A 19,669-nucleotide genomic window follows, 5' to 3' on the forward strand; every position below is an offset into this window, starting at 1 on the left:
CAGCTGTGCGAGGGATCAAAGTTATAGGGTCAAGTGAATAAGAGCATGTGGTGGATGCCTTGGCGATGATAGGCGACGAAGGACGTGATAGCCTGCGATAAGCTTCGGGGAGCTGGCAAATTAGCTTTGATCCGGAGATTTCCGAATGGGGAAACCCACCGAAAGGTATCGTTATCTGAATACATAGGGTAACGAGGCGAACCGGGTGAACTGAAACATCTCAGTAGCTCGAGGAAAAGACATCAACCGAGATTCCGAAAGTAGTGGCGAGCGAAATCGGAGAAGCCTGCAAGTGATAGCACAAGACTTAACGGAACGCTCTGGAAAGGGTGGCCATAGCGGGTGATAGCCCCGTACGTGAAAAGACCTGTGTGGTACTGAGCTTGCGAAAAGTAGGGCGGGACACGAGAAATCCTGTCTGAAGATGGGGGGACCATCCTCCAAGGCTAAATACTCATCATCGACCGATAGTGAACAAGTACCGTGAGGGAAAGGCGAAAAGAACCCCGGGAGGGGAGTGAAATAGATCCTGAAACCGCATGCTTACAAAAAGTCGGAGCCCGCAAGGGTGACGGCGTACCTTTTGTATAATGGGTCAGCGACTTACATTCAGTGGCAAGCTTAACCGAATAGGGAAGGCGTAGGGAAACCGAGTCCGAACAGGGCGATTCAGTCGCTGGGTGTAGACCCGAAACCAAGTGATCTATCCATGGCCAGGATGAAGGTGCCGTAACAGGTACTGGAGGTCCGAACCGACTAGTGTTGCAAAACTAGCGGATGAGCTGTGGATAGGGGTGAAAGGCTAAACAAACTTGGAAATAGCTGGTTCTCTCCGAAAACTATTTAGGTAGTGCCTCAAGTATTACCGTCGGGGGTAGAGCACTGTTTTGGCTAGGGGGTCATGGCGACTTACCAAACCAAGGCAAACTCCGAATACCGACGAGTACAGCTTGGGAGACAGAGCACCGGGTGCTAACGTCCGGACTCAAGAGGGAAACAACCCAGACCGCCAGCTAAGGTCCCTAAAATTGGCTAAGTGGGAAACGAAGTGGGAAGGCTAAAACAGTCAGGATGTTGGCTTAGAAGCAGCCATCATTTAAAGAAAGCGTAATAGCTCACTGATCGAGTCGTCCTGCGCGGAAGATGTAACGGGGCTAAGCCAGTTACCGAAGCTGCGGATGCACAGCAATGTGCGTGGTAGGAGAGCGTTCTGTAAGCCTGTGAAGGTGTCTTGTAAAGGATGCTGGAGGTATCAGAAGTGCGAATGCTGACATGAGTAGCGTTAAAGGGGGTGAAAAGCCCCCTCGCCGTAAGCGCAAGGTTTCCTACGCAACGTTCATCGGCGTAGGGTGAGTCGGCCCCTAAGGCGAGGCAGAGATGCGTAGCTGATGGGAAACAGGTCAATATTCCTGTACCGATTACAAGTGCGATGTGGGGACGGATCTTAATAGGTTATCCGGGTGTTGGATGTCCCGGTTTAGGCAGAAGTAGGCGATGGGTAGGCAAATCCGCCCGTCATATACCGAGGCTGCCGATCGAGCGAGCTTGCTCGCGAAGTAACTGAACGAGGTCCCAGGAAAAGCCACTAAGCTTCAGCTTGTAATTGACCGTACCGCAAACCGACACTGGTGCGCGAGATGAGTATTCTAAGGCGCTTGAGAGAACTCAGGAGAAGGAACTCGGCAAATTGACACCGTAACTTCGGAAGAAGGTGTGCCCTATTAGCGTGTAGTGAACAACGAAGCGTGAATGGGTTGCAAAAAATAGGTGGCTGCGACTGTTTATTAAAAACACAGCACTCTGCAAACACGAAAGTGGACGTATAGGGTGTGACGCCTGCCCGGTGCTGGAAGATTAATTGATGGGGTGCAAGCTCTTGATCGAAGTCCCAGTAAACGGCGGCCGTAACTATAACGGTCCTAAGGTAGCGAAATTCCTTGTCGGGTAAGTTCCGACCTGCACGAATGGCGTAACGATGGCCACACTGTCTCCTCCTGAGACTCAGCGAAGTTGAAATGTTTGTGATGATGCAATCTCCCCGCGGAAAGACGGAAAGACCCCATGAACCTTTACTGTAGCTTTGTATTGGACTTTGAACAGATCTGTGTAGGATAGGTGGGAGGCTTTGAAGCCCGGTCGCTAGATCGGGTGGAGCCGACGTTGAAATACCACCCTGGTGTGTTTGAGGTTCTAACCTAGGTCCATCATCTGGATCGGGGACAGTGCATGGTAGGCAGTTTGACTGGGGCGGTCTCCTCCCAAAGTGTAACGGAGGAGTTCGAAGGTACGCTAGGTACGGTCGGACATCGTGCTAATAGTGCAATGGCATAAGCGTGCTTAACTGCGAGACTGACAAGTCGAGCAGATGCGAAAGCAGGACATAGTGATCCGGTGGTTCTGTATGGAAGGGCCATCGCTCAACGGATAAAAGGTACTCTGGGGATAACAGGCTGATACCGCCCAAGAGTTCATATCGACGGCGGTGTTTGGCACCTCGATGTCGGCTCATCTCATCCTGGGGCTGTAGCCGGTCCCAAGGGTATGGCTGTTCGCCATTTAAAGAGGTACGTGAGCTGGGTTTAAAACGTCGTGAGACAGTTTGGTCCCTATCTTCCGTGGGCGCTGCAGATTTGAGGAAGCCTGCTCCTAGTACGAGAGGACCGGAGTGGACGCACCTCTGGTGTACCGGTTGTCACGCCAGTGGCATTGCCGGGTAGCTAAGTGCGGAAGAGATAACCGCTGAAAGCATCTAAGCGGGAAACTCGTTCCAAGATGAGATCTGCCGGGGCCTTGAGCCCCCTAAAGAGTCGTTCAAGACCAGGACGTTGATAGGTCGGGTGTGGAAGCGCAGCAATGCGTTAAGCTAACCGATACTAATTGCTCGTGCGGCTTGACCCTATAACTTTGATTCAATATCAAAGTGTCCCAAGTGACATGCAAATGCAACATGTGAACAACACATGCATATGCCACTCGTGGATGCAATCAAAATACACGCTGATCGACACTGCCAAACACAGTGTCAGACTCTATGAATTCGCCCGGCTGCGGTGTCGCAGCCAGGCAACCCTTTATGCCTGACGACCATAGCGAGGTGGTACCACTCCTTCCCATCCCGAACAGGACAGTGAAACGCCTTTGCGCCGATGATAGTGCGGATTCCCGTGTGAAAGTAGGTCATCGTCAGGCTACTAATAGCCCAACAATCCCCCGCCTTCCTCAAAAAGGGCGGGGGATTTGTTTTTGTGGCTCCGATTTATTGGGGGTCTGTTTCTCAAAGGTTGATCACAAGGTCTCCCGATCGCGCCGCTGCGTTCACCACAACGAGTTTGTCGACCAGCGTGTGAAGTGACAGATCCAGGGCCGGGTATCGGCTTTTGACGACGCCGAAGTAGGGCGTCGTTTCATACCACGCGCTCAACGACTGGAGCGGGACCGTCTGGTGCTCCAGCAGGTGGAACTTGACCAGCACCTTTGCAGCGTACTCCGCATGTTTGTCGGGCTTGGTGACGAATTGAGCCAGTCGCTGTTCGGCGCGGTGCAACGCGGCGGTCACGTCGGTGAACGGCCTTCCATGGCCCGGGATGACCCATCTCGGTTCCAGCGACCGGATGACAGCCAGCGTGGCCTGAACCTCGGCGAAGGCATCCACCCCCTCCAGCTCAGGAAAGACGACCCCAAAGCCGTTTTCCCACAGCGCGTCGCCAGCGATGAGAACACGGGCGTCGGGTTGGTACAGCAGTACTGCGTGCGGGTCGTGTCCGGGTGCAGCCAGTACATCCCAGGTGGCGGGGCCAAGCCGAACGGTGGTGCCTGGTTTCAGTACCTGCGTGTATTCGAATGGCGGGCACCGTTGTCCCGTCGGTTCGTAGGTCAGCGCCACGGGATCCCACGGGATGACACTGCCGGCTTGGCCCGGAGGAATCAGGATCTCCATTTCCGGGTACCTTCGGGCGAGTTCTGCGTTGCCACCGCAATGGTCGCTGTGGAGGTGCGTGTTGATGACCCCCGTCAGTGCTTGATCCCCGAGCACCTGCTCGATCAGGCCTGCGGTCTGTTCGGCATGGATGCAATAGCCGGTGTCCACCACCCAGGCATGTTGCTCGTCACGGATGACGGTGCAGTTGGACGAAAGCCAGCCGCGTTCAAGAACCGTGATGCCCAGGGCATCGAGGGCAGATGGATGCAAAGTGTCCATGGCGGAAAACTAAGGGTGGCCTCAAGTGCGACGCGCCGTCCATATCCGATCCAGCTCGGCTGCGGTTCCAGCGTCTGCGGTGGAGTAAAGCCTGTTCAGCCAGTCGGATTCCCTGGCGTGGATGGCTTCCATGAGCACCCGTGGCCGGGCCATGGAAGCGAAGGCGTCGAATCCCGCCTCCAGAAACTGTTGCAGCGCATCGAGTCCGGCTGCTCTGGCGGGTCCCCGCATGAGGCGCAGCGCCGTGCGCAGGCTCTTCTTTCGGGTCAGATGCTCCAGTTCGGTCCCCATGGCACTCACGACCATGAGTTGCCGATCCCGATCCTCGCGTGATCCGGCCGCATGCCAGGACGCCACATAGCGCTGCCCCTGCGTCAGATCCGGCGACAAGCCATTCCAGGCCACCGCCATGTCGTGATCGAGGTGCTCGGTCAAGGCGTGCAATTCCACCAGATCGACCGCCAGTTCGGCCACCGCCGCAGGAAACAGGCGCTCAAGGCCCCCCGCAATGCGGGCGAACTGCTGGTCCCGCTGGCTGAAGTCACGCACACCGTAGAGTTCGCCCAAAAAGAAACGGGCAGCGGCCGCATACTCGGCGTGGACGAGGAAGTCGGCGTAGGTGTGTTCGAACCGGGCCGCCTGCAGCCGCTTGATCGTCTGCACCGCCGACACCGTCCCGGCGCTGGCAGCCGTCGACCGCAAGGCCTCGACGCCGCGCAGATGCCGTCGAATGCGTTCAGCAGGACTGGATGGGTTCGGCACAGACATGAACGATTCCTTCAAGCCAGGGAGCATAACGACATGAGCCGTGTCGCGTGGATGGAGCGTGTCACCGTGGTGGTGACCGTGGGGCTGAGCGCCGGTCTGGCACTGTGGTGGATGTCGACACATCCGACGCTGGCCTGGGCCGCCGCGTTCGCCTGGGCCTGGTTGCCCGCCGTGGTGATGGCACTGGGTTCCTGGACGGCCGCGCACGTCATTGCGCGGCGGTCGCCAGCGGACACGGCGTCGTGGAAGGAGTGGCTGGTGGCATGGTGGCGCGAATGGCGCTCATACCTCGCGGTGTTCATGTGGCGTCAGCCGTTTCGCTGGCGGGCTGACCCCGACCCGATGCCGCCACCGGACAGGCCGGTGGTGGTGCTGGTCCACGGCTATGTCTGCAACCGGGGGCTGTGGCTGCCCTGGATGAAGGCATTGCGCGACCGTGGATGGACCTGGCGTTCGGTCAACCTTGAACCGGTGTTCGGGAGCATCGACGACATGGTGGCGGTGTTCGACCCGGTCATGCAGCAGGCCCTGGCCACCGGGCAGCCGGTGATGGTGGTGGCCCACAGCATGGGCGGTCTGGTGACCCGCCGCTGGCTCGCACGGCAGCAGCGCTGGCCAGAAGGCCTCAAGGGCTGCGTCACCATCGGATCCCCGCATCACGGCACCTGGGTGGCACGCTGGGCCAACAGCCTGGCCGGGCGGCAGATGCGCGAGGACAGCGAGTGGCTGCAGGCCCTGCGCTCGCGGGAACGGACCGAGGACGCGACGCGCTTCCTGTGCTGGCGATCGCTCACCGATCACGTCGTGTTTCCGCCGGCCAATGCGATGCTGGCCGGCGCAGACAACCGCCTGCTGCGCTCGGCCGGTCATGTGGACCTGGCGTTTCAGCCGGTGGTGATGAGCGAATCGCTGGCCTGGATGGCGTCGGCGCTCAGCTCACCGGCAGAACGCACCCGTTCGTAGATCGGCGCAAAGTCGGCTGCGGTCATGTCGAACAGTTGCTCGAAGCTGTCGATCACGAAATACGTGGCCTGAAAATCGTCGATCTTGTAGCGGGTGCGCATGCAGCGCTCCAGGTCCAGGGCGATCCGGCGCGGCTGTGGGCTTCGCACGCTGTGCACCAGTTCGCCGGCCGAGCTCAGGATGCCGGCGCCATAGGCCCTCAGGCCGTCGGTTTGCCGGATCAGGCCGAACTCGATGGTGTACCAGTACAGCCGGGACAGCAGCTCGCCCGCGCCCAGCGCATGGGCCCGCAGACCGCCCTGGCCATAGCGCTGCACATAGTCGGCAAACACCGGGTCGAACAGCAGCGGCACGTGGCCGAACAGGTCGTGGAACACGTCGGGCTCGACGATGTAATCGAACTCCTCGGGCCGACGGATCCAGTCGGTCACCGGGAAGCGGCGGTGGGCCAGCAGCTCGAAGAATGCCTTTTCCGGGATGAGGCCGGGCACGGCGACGATTTCCCAGCCGGTGGCCACCCGCAGCCGGCGGTTGACGTCGTCGAAACGCGGGATGCCTTGGTCGGCGCCGAGCGCCGGCAGCGCTTCGATGAAGGCGTGTGCCGCATGGCCGGGCAGCAGGGCGCACTGGCGCGCCAGCAGGCGCCGGAAGGTGTCGTGGTCCTGCGCGGTGTACTGCGACCAGTCCTGTTCGCAGGTGTAGTCGTCCCGGGCGCGGCGGTAGTCGCCGCGCGGCGGGCGGGTGCTGGCGCCATACACCACAGGTTCGACGGCCATGGTGACGCCCTCAGGTGGTCAGCACGCCGCGGCGCATCTGGTCGAGCTCCATGGTCTCGAACAGGGCCTTGAAGTTGCCCTCGCCGAAACCCTGGTTGCCCTTGCGCTGGATGAACTCGAAGAAGATCGGGCCGAGCTGGTTCTCGCTGAAGATCTGCAGCAGCAGCTCGTCCGGGCGGCCATCGACCAGGATGTTGCGCTGCTTGAGCGCCTCGATGTCCTCCTGCAGGCCGGGGATGCGCTTGGGCAGCAGCTCGTAGTAGGTCTCGCTGGTGTTCAGCAGCTTCACGCCCGCCATCTGCAGGGCATCGACCGTCTCATACAGGTTGGTCGAGCCCATGGCGATGTGCTGGATGCCCTCGCCCTGGTAGCGGTCCAGGTATTCCTGGATCTGGCCGGCCTTCTCGTTGCCTTCTTCGTTGATGGGAATGCGGATCTTGCCGCAGGGGCTGGTCATGGCCTTGCTCTTCACGCCGGTGGCCTGGCCCTCGATGTCGAAGTAACGCACCTCGCGGAAGTTGAACAGCCGCTCGTAGAAGCCGGCCCATTCGGCCATGCGGCCGCGGTGCACGTTGTGGGTGAGGTGGTCGATGTAGGTCAGGCCATGACCGACCGGGTTGAGCTGCTCGCCCGAACCCGGCTGCAGCGGCTCGAAGTCGACGTCGAAGAAACCGATGTTGCCGATGTCGCCGGTGCGTGCACCGTTCTTGCCGCGCCAGCGGTCGATGAAATAGATGATGGAGTCGCCGATGCCCTTGATGGCCGGGATGTTGAGTTCACCCGGGCCCGCCTGACCGGCATAGCCCCAGGCGCCCAGCGAGATGGCGCGCTCGTAGGCCGCCTTGGCGTCCGCCACCCGGAAGGCGATGGCGCACACGCTGGGGCCGTGCAGGCGGGCAAAGCGCTGTGCAAAGCTGTCCGGCTCGGCGTTGATGATGAAGTTGATCTCGCCCTGGCGGTACAGCGTCACCGCCTTGTGACGGTGGCGGGCGATGGCCTTGAAGCCCATGCGTTCGAACAGGGCGCCCATGGCGGCCGGATCGGGTGCCGCGTATTCGATGAATTCAAAACCGTCGGTGCCCATGGGGTTGTCCCAAGGGTGGGCCAGGGTGCTGGTGTCGGGGCGTGCGTTCATGGTGTCTCCATGGGGTGGTGGCCGCACTGTAGAGGCCGGACGGCACACGAATCCGGCGTTCTCTGCCATCATTCGCCGATTCAACGCATGAAAGCTGCAATCTGATGAGTACAGGCGCACTCGACAAGCTGGATCGGGGCATCCTGCGCATGCTGCAGCAGGATGGCCGCGCCACCTACGACCAGATCGCCGACACCGTGGGCCTCTCGCCCAGCGCGGTGCTGCGGCGGGTGCGGCGGCTGGAAGAATCGGGGGTGATCGCGCGGTATGTGGCCCTGGTGCAACCCGAAGCCGTCGGCCTGGGCCTGACCGCCTATGTGAACGTGCGGCTCGAAAAACACGCCGGTGGCGCCAAGCGCAACCCCATGGACGAATTCCGCGCCAGCGTGCTGGCCTGGCCCGAGGTGGTGGAGTGCGCCGCGCTCACCGGCGAGATGGACTTCCAGCTCCGGCTGGTGGTGGCCGACATGGCGGCCTATGCGCGCTTCATGATGGACACCCTGCTCAAGCACCCCAGCGTGCAGGACTGCAAGACCAGTTTCGTGATGGAGCGGGTCAAGAGCACGACCGCGCTGCCGCTGTGACCACGGCGCTGTGCAATGCCACACGGCTGTGAGACAGTGGGACCGATCGTCGGCACGCCTCCCTACTTTGAATCAGGGTTAACCCGTACATTTGCCCCATGACTTCCAGCAACCGTGCCCCCAGGACCTCGTCGGTGGTGCCCATCCGCTCGCTTGGCCGCGACCACCTGGGCGACATCGAGTCGCACCTGCTGGCCCTGGAGCCGCATGACCGTTACCTGCGCTTCGGCTACGCCGCCAACGACGAGCAGATCCGCCGTTATGTAGCCCAGCTCAACTTCGAGCGCGACGAGCTCTTCGGCATCTTCAACCGCAAGCTGCAGCTCATCGCCATGGCGCACCTGGCCTTCTCGGTCGATCCCCAGCTGACCACCTGTGCCGAGTTCGGCGTGTCGGTGTCCAAGGCGGCGCGGGGCCGCGGATACGGCGGGCGGCTGTTCGAGCGCGCGGCCATCAAGGCGCGCAACGAGGGTGTGAGCCAGCTGTTCATCCACGCGCTGTCGGAAAACACCGCCATGCTCAAGATCGCGCGCAAGGCCGGCGCCGTGATCGAGCGGGCCGGCTCCGAGTCCGAAGCCCACCTGTGGCTGCCCCCGGCCGATTTCGATTCCCGGGTCACCGAGCTGGTCGACGAGCAGGTGGCCCTGACCGATTACCACCTCAAGTCCCAGGCGCGCCAGTTCTGGAGCGTGCTCTCGGTGCTGCAGGATATCCGCCAGGGCGTGCGCGAAGCCCGCGAACGGGCCCGCTCCTGATCCGGCGACCCCGCCGGTGAATGCGGTGGCGGCCACCCCTGGCCATGGCCGCATGGGGTATTCTTGCTCCCTGTATCAACCACCCGATCCCTTCAGTGGCCGACCAACCCCCCAGTAGCGGGCCGCAGCGAAGCCTGCGGCACGTGGACAAGCGAGGTTTCCTGCAGAAACTCGCCGAGTTCATCCACCCCGGACCCGACTCCAAGGATGAACTGATCGAAACCCTCGCCGACGCCGAGGACAACGACATCATCAATGCCGAATCGCGGGTCATGCTCGAAGGCGTGATCCGCATCGCCGACATGACCGCGGGCGACGTCATGGTGGCAGCGCCCCGCATGGACGTGCTCGACATCGACGCCCCCTTCGACGAGCTGCTGCACCTGGTCATCGACACCGGCCACTCGCGCTTTCCGGTGTTCGACGGCGAGCGCGAGAACATCATCGGCATCCTGCTGGCCAAGGACCTGCTCAAGCTGCAGCGCGCGCCCGAGCTCAACATCCGCGCCTTGCTCCGCCCGGCCACCTTCGTGCCCGAGAGCAAGGGCCTGAACGACCTGCTGCGCGAGTTCCGGGGCAACCGCAACCACCTGGCCATCGTCATCGACGAGTTCGGTCGGGTGGCCGGCCTCATCACCATCGAGGACGTGCTGGAAGAGATCGTCGGCGAGATCGAGGACGAGTTCGATGTGGCCGAGGACGACGGCGACATCTTTGCCCTGGCCGACAGCACCTGGCGGGTCAGCGGCGACACGCCGATCGAGCGCATCAACGAGTCCTTCGGTCTGCAGCTGCCCGAGGACGATTTCGACACCATCGGCGGGCTGATCGCCCACACCATGGGCCACGTGCCCAAGCGCGGCGAGCAGCACGAGCTGCACGGACTGCGCTTCGTCGTGCTGCACACCAAGGGCGGCGCGGTGAAATGGTTCAAGGTCATGCCGATCCCGACCGAACCCTGATCCTCCCTGTCACGCCGCATGCGCAGCCTCTTCGATTCCCTGCACACGCCATCGAGCTTCAATCCGATGAGCCGCAGACCGCCGGGGCGGGGCGGACGCAGCGGCGGCAGCCTGTGGTTCCTGGTCTGCGTGGCGGCCGGTCTGCTGCAGGCGTTCTCGATCGCATGGCCCTGGGCCGACTGGACGTTGCCGGGCACCACGCCCGGACAGCCCGCCGGGGTGTGGCAGATCGTGTCGCTGGCACTGCTGGTGCTGGCCCTGCAGTTCTCGGGTCGGGTGGGCCAGTCGGTCTGGCGCGGCTGGGTGTTTGGCACCGCGTGGCTGTGCGGCACCTTCTGGTGGCTCTTCGTTTCCATGAACACCTACGGCGGCATGCCGGCCTGGATGGCGGTGCTGGCGGTCGGTGCCCTGGGGGGGGCGCTGGCCCTGTACTACGCGGTGGCCGCCGGTGTGCTGGCCGCCCTGGCGCCGGTCTCGCGGGCCGGGCAGGCCTTCATGTTTGCGGCGCTGTGGACCCTGGCCGAGCTGGCCCGGGGCAAGCTGTTCACCGGTTTCCCGTGGGGCGCCGGCGGCTATGCCCATGTCGATCTGATGCCGTTCTGGGCACCGCTGGTGGGCGTGTACGGCATGGGCTTCGTGGCCGCCTTGCTGGCCTATGTGCTGGCGTCGGTGGTGTCGGGTGCGTGGCGCACCCTGGCGGCCTGGCTGCTGTCGCCGGTGAGCCGGCCGCCGCGCACCGGCGCGCCGGGCTCCCGCATCCCCCAGCCGGCCGCCCGGGTGCAGCCGCGCTGGCCCTGGCTGGGCGCCACCTGGGCCGACGGCATCCGCAACGGGCTGCTGGTGCTGCTGGTGGCGGGGTTGCTGTCCACCCTGGGTCCCAGCCCGGCCTGGCGCCCGCCGGCGACCGGCACCACCGCTGCCGGCGAGCTGCAGGTCTGGCTGCTGCAAGGCAACATCCCGCAGGACCAGAAGTTCCAGCCCGGCACCGGCCTGGCGCAGGCCCTGTCGTGGTACCCGCAGCAGATCACCCAGGCGGCGGCCCGGCGCGCCGATCAGCCCTTGCTGGTGGTCGCGCCGGAGACGGCGCTGCCCTTGCTGCCGTCCCAGCTGGGGGACGGCTTCTGGTCGCCGCTGATGGCCGCGCTGGGCGCGCAACCAGGTGCCGGCGCCGCCGCCGCGCTGGTGGGACTGCCACTGGGGGATGCCCAGGGCTACACCAACTCGGCCTGGGGCATCAGCCCTGCAGCCGCCCGTGCCGCCGGCGGCCGACCCGCCGATGCCGGCCCCTTGCTCTACCGCTACGACAAGCACCACCTGGTGCCCTTCGGCGAATTCGTGCCGCCCCTGTTCCGCTGGTTCACCGACCTCATGAACATCCCGCTGGGCGACTTCCTGCGGGGGCCGTTGCCGCAGGTGCCGTGGTCCTGGGCCGGGCAGCGGCTGGCGGCCAACATCTGCTACGAGGACCTGTTCGGCGAGGAGATCGCCGCCGGCTTCCGCGACCCGGCCACTGCGCCCACGGTGCTGGTCAACCTCAGCAACATCGCCTGGTTCGGCGATACGGTGGCCATCGACCAGCACCTGCAGATCTCGCGCCTGCGGGCCCTGGAGCTGGGCCGGCCCGTGCTGCGGGCCACCAACACCGGCGCCACGGCGGTCATCGACCACACCGGCGCGGTGACGGCCCTGCTGCCCCGGCTGGAGCGCGGCCGGCTGGAGGCCACGGTGCAGGGGCGTGAAGGCCTGACTCCGTTTGCGCGCTGGGCCGGCACCTGGGGTCTGATGCCCCTGGGCATGCTGTGCGGCGCGCTGGTGCTGGTGCTGGGAGCGTTGCGCCACCTGGGGCGACGCGGTGGCCGCACCCGCCGCCGCTGAGCGGGCCCCCGGCCCGTAAAATCGGGCGTTTGTGCGGCGCACGGCCGCGCTCCCCCGATTCCACCCAGCAGCGCGGCACAGACCGCGTGCCCGCCATGTTGACCTTCCAGCAAATCATCCTGAAGTTGCAGTCCTACTGGGACGCCCAGGGCTGCGCCCTGCTCCAGCCCTACGACATGGAAGTGGGCGCCGGCACCAGCCACACCGCCACCTTCCTGCGCGCCATCGGCCCGGAGCCCTGGAAGGCCGCGTACGTGCAGCCCAGCCGCCGCCCCAAGGACGGCCGTTACGGCGAGAACCCGAACCGGCTGCAGCACTACTACCAGTACCAGGTGGTGCTCAAGCCGGCGCCGGCCAACATCCTCGAGCTCTACCTGGGCAGCCTGGAGGCCCTGGGCTTCGACCTGAAGAAGAACGACATCCGCTTCGTGGAAGACGACTGGGAGAACCCCACGCTGGGCGCCTGGGGTCTGGGCTGGGAGGTCTGGCTCAACGGCATGGAGGTGACCCAGTTCACCTACTTCCAGCAGGTCGGCGGCATCGACTGCAAGCCCGCCACCGGCGAGATCACCTACGGCCTGGAGCGCCTGGCCATGTACCTGCAGGGCGTGGACAACGTCTACAACCTCAAGTGGACCGACACCATGAGCTACGGCGACGTCTACCTGCAGAACGAGAAGGAGCAGTCGGCCTACAACTTCGAGCACTCCGACGCCGACTTCCTGTTCACCGCCTTCGGTGCCCACGAGAAGCAGGCAAAGTACCTGATGGAGCAGCAGCTCGCGCTGCCGGCCTACGAGCAGGTGCTCAAGTGCGCCCACAGCTTCAACCTGCTGGATGCACGCGGCGCCATCAGCGTGACCGAGCGCGCCGCCTACATCGGCCGCATCCGCAACCTGGCCCGCAGCGTGGCCCAGAGCTACTACGAGAGCCGCGAGCGCCTGGGCTTCCCCATGGCCCCGCGCGAGTGGGTCGAGCAGATGCCGAAAAAAGCCGCCTGAAAAAGAAGAACAACGATGACCGCACAGAACCTGCTCGTCGAGCTGTTTGTCGAAGAACTCCCGCCCAAGGCCCTGAAGAAGCTGGGCGATGCCTTTGCCCAGGTGCTGGCCCAGCGGCTGGTGTCCCAGGGCCTGGCCCCGCAGGACGCGGTGGTCACGCCGTTTGCGTCGCCGCGCCGGCTGGCCGCGCACATCACCGGCGTGCTGGCCAGGGCCGCCGACCGCGCCGTGTCGCAAAAGCTCATGCCGGTGGCCGTGGGCCTGGACGCCTCGGGTCAGCCCACGCCCGCCCTGCTCAAGCGCCTGGGCGCGCTGGGCGCCGATGCGTCGGCCGTGGCCGGCCTGCGCCGCGCGCCCGACGGCAAGGCCGAGGCCCTGTTCTTCGACAGCGTGGCCCCGGGCGTCGATCTGGCCGCGGGCCTGCAGTCTGCGCTGGACGACGCACTCGCCCAGCTGCCCATTCCCAAGGTCATGACCTACCAGCTCGAATCGGGCTGCGATCTGCCGGGCTGGACCAGCGTGCAGTTCGTGCGCCCGGCCCATGGCCTGGTGGCCCTGCACGGCAGCAGCGTGGTGCCGGTGAAGGCCCTGGGCCTGCAGGCCGGCAACGCCACCCACGGCCACCGCTTTGAAGCGCGCATCGACCCGGTGCCGCTGCCGTCCGCCGACGCCTATGCCGACACGCTGGCGGCCGACGGCGCGGTGATTGCCTCCTTTGCCGAGCGCCGCGCCGAGATCCAGCGCCAGCTGGCCGCCGCCGCCGAGCGTGTGGGCGGGGGCTGCCGCCCGATCGAGGACGACGCCCTGCTGGACGAGGTGACCGCCCTGGTCGAGCGCCCCAACGTGCTGGTGTGCGAGTTCGAGCGCCAGTTCCTGGAGGTGCCGCAGGAGTGCCTGATCCTCACCATGAAGGCCAACCAGAAGTACTTCCCGCTGCTGGATGCGCAGGGCCGGCTGACGCACCGCTTCCTGGTGGTGAGCAACATCCGCCCGGACGATGCCAGCGCAGTCGTCGGCGGCAACGAGCGCGTGGTGCGCCCGCGCCTGGCCGACGCCAAGTTCTTCTTCGACCAGGACCGCAAGAAGACGCTGCAAAGCCGCGTCGAGGGCCTGGGCAAGGTGGTCTATCACAACAAGCTGGGCACGCAGGGCGAGCGCATGGAACGCGTGCGCGCCATTGCGCGCAGCATCGGCCAGCAGCTGGGGGGTGACCTCCTGGCCAAGCAGGCCGACACCGCCGCCCAGCTCGCCAAGACCGACCTGCTCACCGACATGGTGGGCGAGTTCCCCGAGCTGCAGGGCATCATGGGCGGCTACTACGCGCGCCACGACGGCCTGACCGAAGACATCGCCTTCGCCATCGAAGACCACTACCGCCCGCGCTTTGCCGGCGACGAGCTGCCGCGCAACCCGGTGGGCCTGGTGGTGGCCCTGGCCGACAAGCTGGAAACGCTGGTCGGCATGTTCGGCATCGGCAACCTGCCCACCGGCGACAAGGACCCGTTCGCCCTGCGCCGCCACGCCCTGGGCGTGATCCGCATGCTCACCGAGCGCGATCTGCCGCTGGACCTGACCGGTCTCGTCCGCGCCGCCGTGCCGGCCTTCGGCAGCCTGATCACCGACCCCACGGAAGCCCTGACCGACTTCATGTTCGACCGCCTGGCCGGCAGCCTGCGTGAACAGGCCTACAGCGCCCAGGAAGTGGACGCCGTGCTGGCCCTGCGCCCCGCGCGCCTGGGCGATGTGGCCCGGCGCCTGCAGGCGGTGCGCAGCTTTGCCGCGCTGCCCGAGGCCGCTGCCCTGGCGGCGGCCAACAAGCGCATCGGCAACATCCTCAAGAAGTCCGACGGCGTGGGGGCCTCTGTGAATGCTGCCCTGCTGGCCGAGCCGGCCGAGCAGGCGCTGGCGGCCGCCATCGGTGCCACGGTGCCCGGTGCCGACGCCCGCTTCGAGCAGGGCGACTACACCGCCAGCCTGCAGGCCCTGGCGGCGCTGCGTGCGCCGGTGGACGCCTTCTTCGACGGCGTGATGGTCAATGCCGACGACCCGGCCCTCAAGGCCAACCGGCTGGCCTTGCTGCAGCAGCTGCACACCGCCATGAACCGCGTGGCCGATCTGGCCCGACTGGCCGCATGACATGAAGCTGCTCATCCTCGACCGCGACGGCACGCTCAACCGCAGCCGCGACGACAAGGTGGCGTCGCCGGACGAGTGGGAGCCCATGCCCGGCGCGCTCGAGGCGGTGGCCCGGCTCAACCACGGCGGCTGGCGCGTGGTGCTGGCCACCAACCAGTCCGGCATCGGCCGCGGCCTGTTCGACATGGCCTCGCTCAATGCGGTGCATGCCCGCATGCAGCGCGAGCTCTCGGCGGTGGGCGGGCGTGTGGAGGCGGTGTTCCTCTGTCCGCATGCGCCAGAGGACAACTGCGACTGCCGCAAGCCGCGCCCCGGCCTGTTCCGCCAGATCGGTCGCCGCTTCGGCGTGCCGCTGGCCGAGGTGCCGGCCGCCGGCAACACGCTGCGGCACGTGACGGCTGCGGCCGCTGCGGGCTGCCCGGCCCACCTGCTGCTCACTGGCCCCCTGGCGGGGCTGGCGAGTGCCGAGGTGCAGGCCCTGCCCGACCTGCCGCCGGGCACCCGGGTGCATGCCGACCTGGCCGCCTTTGCCGACTGGCTGCTGTCCCAACCCACCGTTTCCAAGACCCCCGCATGATCCTGTTCCACGCCCTCCGCTCGGTCCTGCACCTGCTGTTCATGGCCGTGACCGTGGTGCCGTGGGCGCTGGCGGTGCTGATCGCCGCGCCCTTCCTCAACAGCACGCAGATCTACTGGATGTGTGTGGGCTGGCTGCGCCTGGCGGTGCGCAGCGGCGAGCTGATGCTGGGCATCCGCAACCGCATCAGCGGTTTCGAGAACCTGCCGGTGGGCAGCACGGCGCCGGCCATCCTGCTGCTCAAGCACCAGTCGACCTGGGAAACCTTCTGCATGCCCACGCTCATGCCGCACCCGCTGGCCTATGTGTTCAAGAAGGAGCTGCTGTACGTGCCCTTCTTCGGCTGGGCCATGGCGAAGATGGACATGATCCACATCGACCGCAGCAAGCGCGCCCAGGCCTTCAACAAGGTGGTGCAGCAAGGGCAGCGGCTGCTCGACCAGGGCACCTGGGTGATCATGTTCCCCGAGGGCACGCGCATACCCCGTGGCGAGCAGGGCACTTACAAGACCGGCGGCACCCGGCTGGCCGTGGCCACCGGCGCGCCGGTGATCCCGATCGCCGTCACCTCGGCCAGGTGCTGGCCGCGCAAGGCGCTCATCAAACGGCCGGGCGTGGTGGACTTCTCGATCGGCAAGCCCATTCCCAGCGAGGGCCGCGAAGCCGACGAGCTGATGCGCGAGGTGGAGGCCTGGATCGAGGCCGAGATGCGCCGCCTCGACCCCGAGGCCTACGCCGGGCGTTGAGCGGCAGGACGCAGATCGCCATGCAGCGCTTCCTCCAGCTGGCGCTCGATTTCCTCGGCGGGCCCGACCCGCTGCCACCGCCGGCGCGACCGCTGCCCGCGGCCGACGCACCGCCGGCCGTGCCGATGGACGAGGTGTTCCAGCCCGCCACCTGGCACCACCCGCGGGCCAACCGCCAGATCCGCCTGCGCCAGTGCCAGGTGGCCTACGAGTTCAAGCGCGCCAAGCGCCGCACCATCGGCCTGAGCGTCGGCCCGGACGGGCTGACCGTGAGCGCGCCGCGCTGGACCCCGGTGGCCGAGGTCGAGGCCCTGCTGCACGACCGCGCCGGCTGGGTGCTGGAGAAGCTGCAGGCCGCGCGCGAGCGCCGCAGCACGCTCGACCAGGCCCGCATCGGCTGGGCCGACGGCGCCGGGTTCGAGGTGCTGGGCCAGCCGGTGCGCCTGCTGCTCGATCCCACCCATGCCTATGGCAGCCGGGGCTCGCGCCACGCGCAGTTCGAGCCCTCGGCCGTGCCGGGTGAACCGGCGGTGCTGCGCCTGGGGCTGCCGCACCAAGCCACCGAGGCCCAGATCCGCGATGCTGCCCAGGCCTGGCTGATGCGCCGGGCCGAGGCGGTGTTCACCGAGCGGCTGCAGCACTTTGCGCCGCAGCTCGGCGTGCAGTGGAGCCGCCTGCGCCTGTCGAGTGCCGGCACGCGCTGGGGCAGCGCCACCGCCGACGGCACCATCCGCCTGAACTGGCGGCTGATCTTCCTGTCGATGGAGATGGTGGACTATGTGGTGGTGCACGAGCTCAGCCACCTGCGCCACATGGACCACAGCCCGCGCTTCTGGGACGTGGTGGCCAGCGTCATGCCCGACCACCGCGAACGGCGTCAGGCGCTGCGTCAGGTGGCCGTGCCGCCGGACGCCTGAGCCTTTTCGGTTGCGTCCACGGTGGCATCCACCGCAGCGAACCGCCACACCCCGTCGTCGCCCCGCTGCCGTTGCAGCTGTCCGCCGTGCCACAGCCGGTTCAGGTGGGCCACGGCCTCGCCCATGGCAAAGGTGGTCTGGTGCAGGTCGAGCGTGCGCGGGAACAGCACCGGCAGGATGTCGGCCGCGCTGTGCGGCCGGGTGCGGCAGGCGTCCAGCACCTCCTGCAGGCGGTCGCGGTGGTGGTCGTGCAGCTGGTGGATGCGTTCGTGCAGGCCGGTGAAAGGCCGACCGTGCGAGGGCAGCACCAGCGCCTTAGTCGGCAGCGCCCGGAACTTGTCGATGGAGTGCAGGAAGAGCTTGAGCGCATCGGCCTCGGGCTCCTGGTCGTACACGCTCACATTGGTGGAGATGCGCGGCAGCACCATGTCGCCGCTGATGAGCACGCCCAGTGCCTCGCACCACAGCGCCATGTGTTCCGGTGCATGGCCGTAGCCGCTGATGCAGCGCCAGGCATGGCCACCGATGGTGACTTCCAGCCCGTCCATGAGGCGCGCAAAGCTGGCCGGCACCGCCGGCACCAGGCCCGGGAAATAGCTGGAGCGCTGGCGGATCTTCGCCTGCGCCTCGGGGTCGGTCAGGCCGTGCGAACCGAAGAAGACCGCAGCGGCCTCCGCACCGAAACCCCCGATGCCGCCCGAGCCGATGCGGGCCACGGCGTGGTCGGTGGCCGAAATCCACAGCCGGCACTCGTGCTGCGGTGTGGACCAGCGCTCGCACAGCCAGTGGGCCAGGCCGATGTGGTCCGGGTGCATGTGGGTCACCACCACCCGCAGCACCGGCAGGCCCTGCAGCTCGTGCTCGAACACCGACATCCATTGCGCGCGCGACTCGGGCCTGTCGATGCAGCAGTCCACCACGGTCCAGCCGTCGATGCCGTCCAGCTGGTCGCGCAGCAGCCACAGGTTGATGTGGTCCAGCGCAAACGGCAGGGCCATGCGCACCCAGCGCACGCCGGGGGCCACCTCCAGCGAGCGCCCGGGCTCGGGCAGGGCGTCGCCCAGGGGGTAGTGCAGGCGGGCTTCCAGCGCGTTGCGTGACGGGTTCATGGCGTGGGTATTGGATTAAGATGCGGCCGGTCTGACGTTGACGTAAACGTCAATCGGCCGCCGCATTCTAGGCACCGCCCCATCCCGCGACTGTCTGCAACCCGACACCCACCCCGGACCATGGCCACCAACCCGACCTTCACCATCAGCGATCTGGCGCGCGAGTTCGACCTCACCACGCGCGCCATCCGCTTCTACGAGGACATGGGGCTGCTGCAGCCGCAGCGTGAAGGGCCGGGTGGCCGCAACCGGGTCTACAGCGCGCGCGACCGCACCCGCCTCAAGCTCACGCTGCGGGCCAAGCGCCTGGGCCTGTCGCTGACCGAGGCGCGCGAGATCATCGACATGTACGACAGCCCGCGCGACACCGGGCCGCAGCTGCGCAAGTTCCTGGCGGTGCTGGCCGACCACCGCCGCCAGCTCGAGGAGCAGCTGGCCGACCTCATGGCCAACCTGGACGAGGTGAAGGTGCACGAGAAGGAAGCCCGGGCGCTGCTGGCCAAGGTCGAGAAAAAAACCGCCTGATCAGGCGCCTTCGCCATCCGGCCGGTGCCACACCGCCTGGCCCTGGCTGGCATCGTTGATGCGGGTCACCAGTGCCGCCGCCGCGGCCTGCGGCACCGAAAAATCCAGCGTCACCGCCTGCCCGTGCGCCACCTCGCCCAGCGTGGCGCCCTGTGCCGCCAGTTCGCGCCGCAGCCAGCCCTCCAGTGCGTAGGGCACGGTGCAGCACAGGCCCTGGAACACGGTGCGCGGCACCTTCTCGGCTTTCAGCAGGGCCTGGGCCACGCTGTCGGTGTAGGCCCGCACCAGCCCGCCGGCGCCCAGCAGGATGCCGCCGTAGTAGCGCACCACGGTGGCCAGCACGCCGTCCAGGTCCTGGTGGCGCAGCACTTCCAGCATGGGCCGGCCAGCGGTGCCGCCGGGCTCGCCGTCGTCGTTGGCCGCCGAATGCCCGCCGGCCATGAGGGCCCAGCACACATGGGTGGCGGTCGGGTGCTCGGCCCGCACGGCGGCCACCCGCTGCAGCGCCTGCACCCGGTCCGCCACCGGCTCCACGCAGCCCAGGAAACGGCTCTTGCGGATGAGCAGCTCGCTGGTGACGGGGGCGGACAGGCTGTAGGGCATGGGGCGGGCGGGCAGGGGGCTGCAGCATACCCAAGGGCG

17 protein-coding genes and 2 rRNA genes are annotated in these 19,669 nt (G+C 66.1%); 13 read left to right on the forward strand and 6 right to left on the reverse strand.

Features of this window, described 5'->3' with window-relative positions:
* Positions 1 to 27: 27 nt before the first annotated feature.
* Together WD026_RS15355 and rrf are read left to right on the forward strand one after the other, a co-directional pair.
* Positions 28 to 2,898 (forward strand): 23S ribosomal RNA (locus WD026_RS15355).
* 178 nt (positions 2,899 to 3,076) lie between these two features.
* Positions 3,077 to 3,189: ribosomal RNA gene (gene rrf / locus WD026_RS15360) — 5S ribosomal RNA — on the forward strand.
* Between the two features lie 85 nt (positions 3,190 to 3,274).
* Here the strand turns inward: rrf and WD026_RS15365 are convergent.
* Positions 3,275 to 4,198, reverse strand: coding sequence for an MBL fold metallo-hydrolase (locus WD026_RS15365; protein ID WP_425724527.1), 924 nt, complete (start codon positions 4,196 to 4,198; stop codon positions 3,275 to 3,277).
* A 21-nt stretch (positions 4,199 to 4,219) separates the two neighbouring features.
* Entirely contained in the window at positions 4,220 to 4,981 is a 762-nt protein-coding gene (locus tag WD026_RS15370) for an FFLEELY motif protein (protein ID WP_425724528.1), read from the reverse strand.
* 18 nt (positions 4,982 to 4,999) lie between these two features.
* Here WD026_RS15370 and WD026_RS15375 point away from each other — a divergent pair, with 18 nt between their 5' ends.
* Positions 5,000 to 5,929 carry an esterase/lipase family protein gene (locus WD026_RS15375; protein ID WP_425724529.1) on the forward strand — a complete coding sequence of 310 codons (930 nt, stop codon included), beginning with the start codon at positions 5,000 to 5,002 and terminating at the stop codon, positions 5,927 to 5,929.
* Here the strand turns inward: WD026_RS15375 and phhA are convergent.
* Positions 5,851 to 6,705, reverse strand: coding sequence for a phenylalanine 4-monooxygenase (phhA, locus tag WD026_RS15380; RefSeq protein WP_425724530.1), 855 nt, complete (start codon positions 6,703 to 6,705; stop codon positions 5,851 to 5,853). The genes WD026_RS15375 and phhA overlap by 79 nt on opposite strands.
* Positions 6,706 to 6,715: 10 nt before the next feature.
* Entirely contained in the window at positions 6,716 to 7,840 is a 1,125-nt protein-coding gene (gene hppD, locus WD026_RS15385; RefSeq protein WP_425724531.1) for a 4-hydroxyphenylpyruvate dioxygenase, read from the reverse strand.
* Positions 7,841 to 7,944: 104 nt separating this feature from the next.
* On the opposite strand from hppD, the gene WD026_RS15390 reads away from it, so the two are divergent.
* From WD026_RS15390 to WD026_RS15430, 9 genes are all read left to right on the forward strand, one after another.
* The gene (locus tag WD026_RS15390; RefSeq protein ID WP_425724532.1) at positions 7,945 to 8,424 is read left to right on the forward strand and encodes an Lrp/AsnC family transcriptional regulator; all 480 of its coding nucleotides are present in this window, start codon (positions 7,945 to 7,947) and stop codon (positions 8,422 to 8,424) included.
* Positions 8,425 to 8,522: 98 nt separating this feature from the next.
* Complete coding sequence (locus WD026_RS15395) at positions 8,523 to 9,179, forward strand: GNAT family N-acetyltransferase (RefSeq protein WP_425724533.1); 657 nt, start codon at positions 8,523 to 8,525, stop codon at positions 9,177 to 9,179.
* A gap of 95 nt (positions 9,180 to 9,274) precedes the next feature.
* Positions 9,275 to 10,141, forward strand: coding sequence for an HlyC/CorC family transporter (locus WD026_RS15400; protein WP_425724534.1), 867 nt, complete (start codon positions 9,275 to 9,277; stop codon positions 10,139 to 10,141).
* A gap of 66 nt (positions 10,142 to 10,207) precedes the next feature.
* The gene (gene lnt / locus WD026_RS15405) at positions 10,208 to 12,016 is read left to right on the forward strand and encodes an apolipoprotein N-acyltransferase (RefSeq protein WP_425724535.1); all 1,809 of its coding nucleotides are present in this window, start codon (positions 10,208 to 10,210) and stop codon (positions 12,014 to 12,016) included.
* 95 nt (positions 12,017 to 12,111) lie between these two features.
* On the forward strand, positions 12,112 to 13,017 hold the full coding sequence (glyQ, locus tag WD026_RS15410) for a glycine--tRNA ligase subunit alpha (protein ID WP_425724638.1): 906 nt from the start codon (positions 12,112 to 12,114) through the stop codon (positions 13,015 to 13,017).
* 15 nt (positions 13,018 to 13,032) lie between these two features.
* A complete protein-coding gene (gene glyS, locus WD026_RS15415; protein WP_425724536.1) occupies positions 13,033 to 15,153 on the forward strand; it encodes a glycine--tRNA ligase subunit beta in 2,121 nt (706 codons plus the stop codon).
* Position 15,154: 1 nt separating this feature from the next.
* Positions 15,155 to 15,730, forward strand: a complete 576-nt coding sequence (gene gmhB / locus WD026_RS15420; RefSeq protein ID WP_425724537.1) for a D-glycero-beta-D-manno-heptose 1,7-bisphosphate 7-phosphatase — start codon at positions 15,155 to 15,157, stop codon at positions 15,728 to 15,730.
* Complete coding sequence (locus tag WD026_RS15425) at positions 15,727 to 16,476, forward strand: lysophospholipid acyltransferase family protein (RefSeq protein WP_425724538.1); 750 nt, start codon at positions 15,727 to 15,729, stop codon at positions 16,474 to 16,476. Before gmhB ends, WD026_RS15425 begins: the two co-directional genes overlap by 4 nt.
* 20 nt (positions 16,477 to 16,496) lie before the next feature.
* Positions 16,497 to 17,393: a M48 family metallopeptidase gene (locus WD026_RS15430; RefSeq protein ID WP_425724539.1), complete on the forward strand. Its 897-nt coding sequence runs from the start codon at positions 16,497 to 16,499 to the stop codon at positions 17,391 to 17,393.
* On the opposite strand, the gene WD026_RS15435 is transcribed toward WD026_RS15430, so the two are convergent.
* A complete protein-coding gene (locus WD026_RS15435) occupies positions 17,366 to 18,502 on the reverse strand; it encodes an MBL fold metallo-hydrolase (protein ID WP_425724540.1) in 1,137 nt (378 codons plus the stop codon). The genes WD026_RS15430 and WD026_RS15435 overlap by 28 nt on opposite strands.
* 120 nt (positions 18,503 to 18,622) lie before the next feature.
* Here WD026_RS15435 and WD026_RS15440 point away from each other — a divergent pair, with 120 nt between their 5' ends.
* Positions 18,623 to 19,027, forward strand: coding sequence for a MerR family transcriptional regulator (locus tag WD026_RS15440; protein ID WP_425724541.1), 405 nt, complete (start codon positions 18,623 to 18,625; stop codon positions 19,025 to 19,027).
* Here the strand turns inward: WD026_RS15440 and WD026_RS15445 are convergent, their stop codons facing one another.
* Positions 19,028 to 19,630 (reverse strand): IMPACT family protein, encoded by a 603-nt coding sequence (locus WD026_RS15445; protein ID WP_425724542.1) that lies wholly within the window; start codon positions 19,628 to 19,630, stop codon positions 19,028 to 19,030.
* Positions 19,631 to 19,669 lie beyond the last annotated feature (39 nt).

It is taken from the genome of Hydrogenophaga sp. R2, assembly GCF_049843595.1.
Taxonomy (GTDB): Bacteria; Pseudomonadota; Gammaproteobacteria; order Burkholderiales; family Burkholderiaceae_C; genus Hydrogenophaga.

Bases quoted from the DNA above. Each gene is read 5' to 3' on its own strand.
- glyS (WP_425724536.1), top strand. From the start codon at position 13,033: ATGACCGCACAGAACCTGCTCGTCGAGCTGTTTGTCGAAGAACTCCCG.
- WD026_RS15375 (WP_425724529.1), top strand. From the start codon at position 5,000: ATGAGCCGTGTCGCGTGGATGGAGCGTGTCACCGTGGTGGTGACCGTG.
- WD026_RS15435 (WP_425724540.1), bottom strand. From the start codon at position 18,502: ATGAACCCGTCACGCAACGCGCTGGAAGCCCGCCTGCACTACCCCCTG.
- WD026_RS15430 (WP_425724539.1), top strand. From the start codon at position 16,497: ATGCAGCGCTTCCTCCAGCTGGCGCTCGATTTCCTCGGCGGGCCCGAC.
- WD026_RS15365 (WP_425724527.1), bottom strand. From the start codon at position 4,198: ATGGACACTTTGCATCCATCTGCCCTCGATGCCCTGGGCATCACGGTT.
- WD026_RS15425 (WP_425724538.1), top strand. From the start codon at position 15,727: ATGATCCTGTTCCACGCCCTCCGCTCGGTCCTGCACCTGCTGTTCATG.
- WD026_RS15445 (WP_425724542.1), bottom strand. From the start codon at position 19,630: ATGCCCTACAGCCTGTCCGCCCCCGTCACCAGCGAGCTGCTCATCCGC.
- phhA (WP_425724530.1), bottom strand. From the start codon at position 6,705: ATGGCCGTCGAACCTGTGGTGTATGGCGCCAGCACCCGCCCGCCGCGC.
- WD026_RS15440 (WP_425724541.1), top strand. From the start codon at position 18,623: ATGGCCACCAACCCGACCTTCACCATCAGCGATCTGGCGCGCGAGTTC.
- hppD (WP_425724531.1), bottom strand. From the start codon at position 7,840: ATGAACGCACGCCCCGACACCAGCACCCTGGCCCACCCTTGGGACAAC.
- WD026_RS15395 (WP_425724533.1), top strand. From the start codon at position 8,523: ATGACTTCCAGCAACCGTGCCCCCAGGACCTCGTCGGTGGTGCCCATC.
- glyQ (WP_425724638.1), top strand. From the start codon at position 12,112: ATGTTGACCTTCCAGCAAATCATCCTGAAGTTGCAGTCCTACTGGGAC.
- lnt (WP_425724535.1), top strand. From the start codon at position 10,208: ATGAGCCGCAGACCGCCGGGGCGGGGCGGACGCAGCGGCGGCAGCCTG.
- WD026_RS15390 (WP_425724532.1), top strand. From the start codon at position 7,945: ATGAGTACAGGCGCACTCGACAAGCTGGATCGGGGCATCCTGCGCATG.
- gmhB (WP_425724537.1), top strand. From the start codon at position 15,155: ATGAAGCTGCTCATCCTCGACCGCGACGGCACGCTCAACCGCAGCCGC.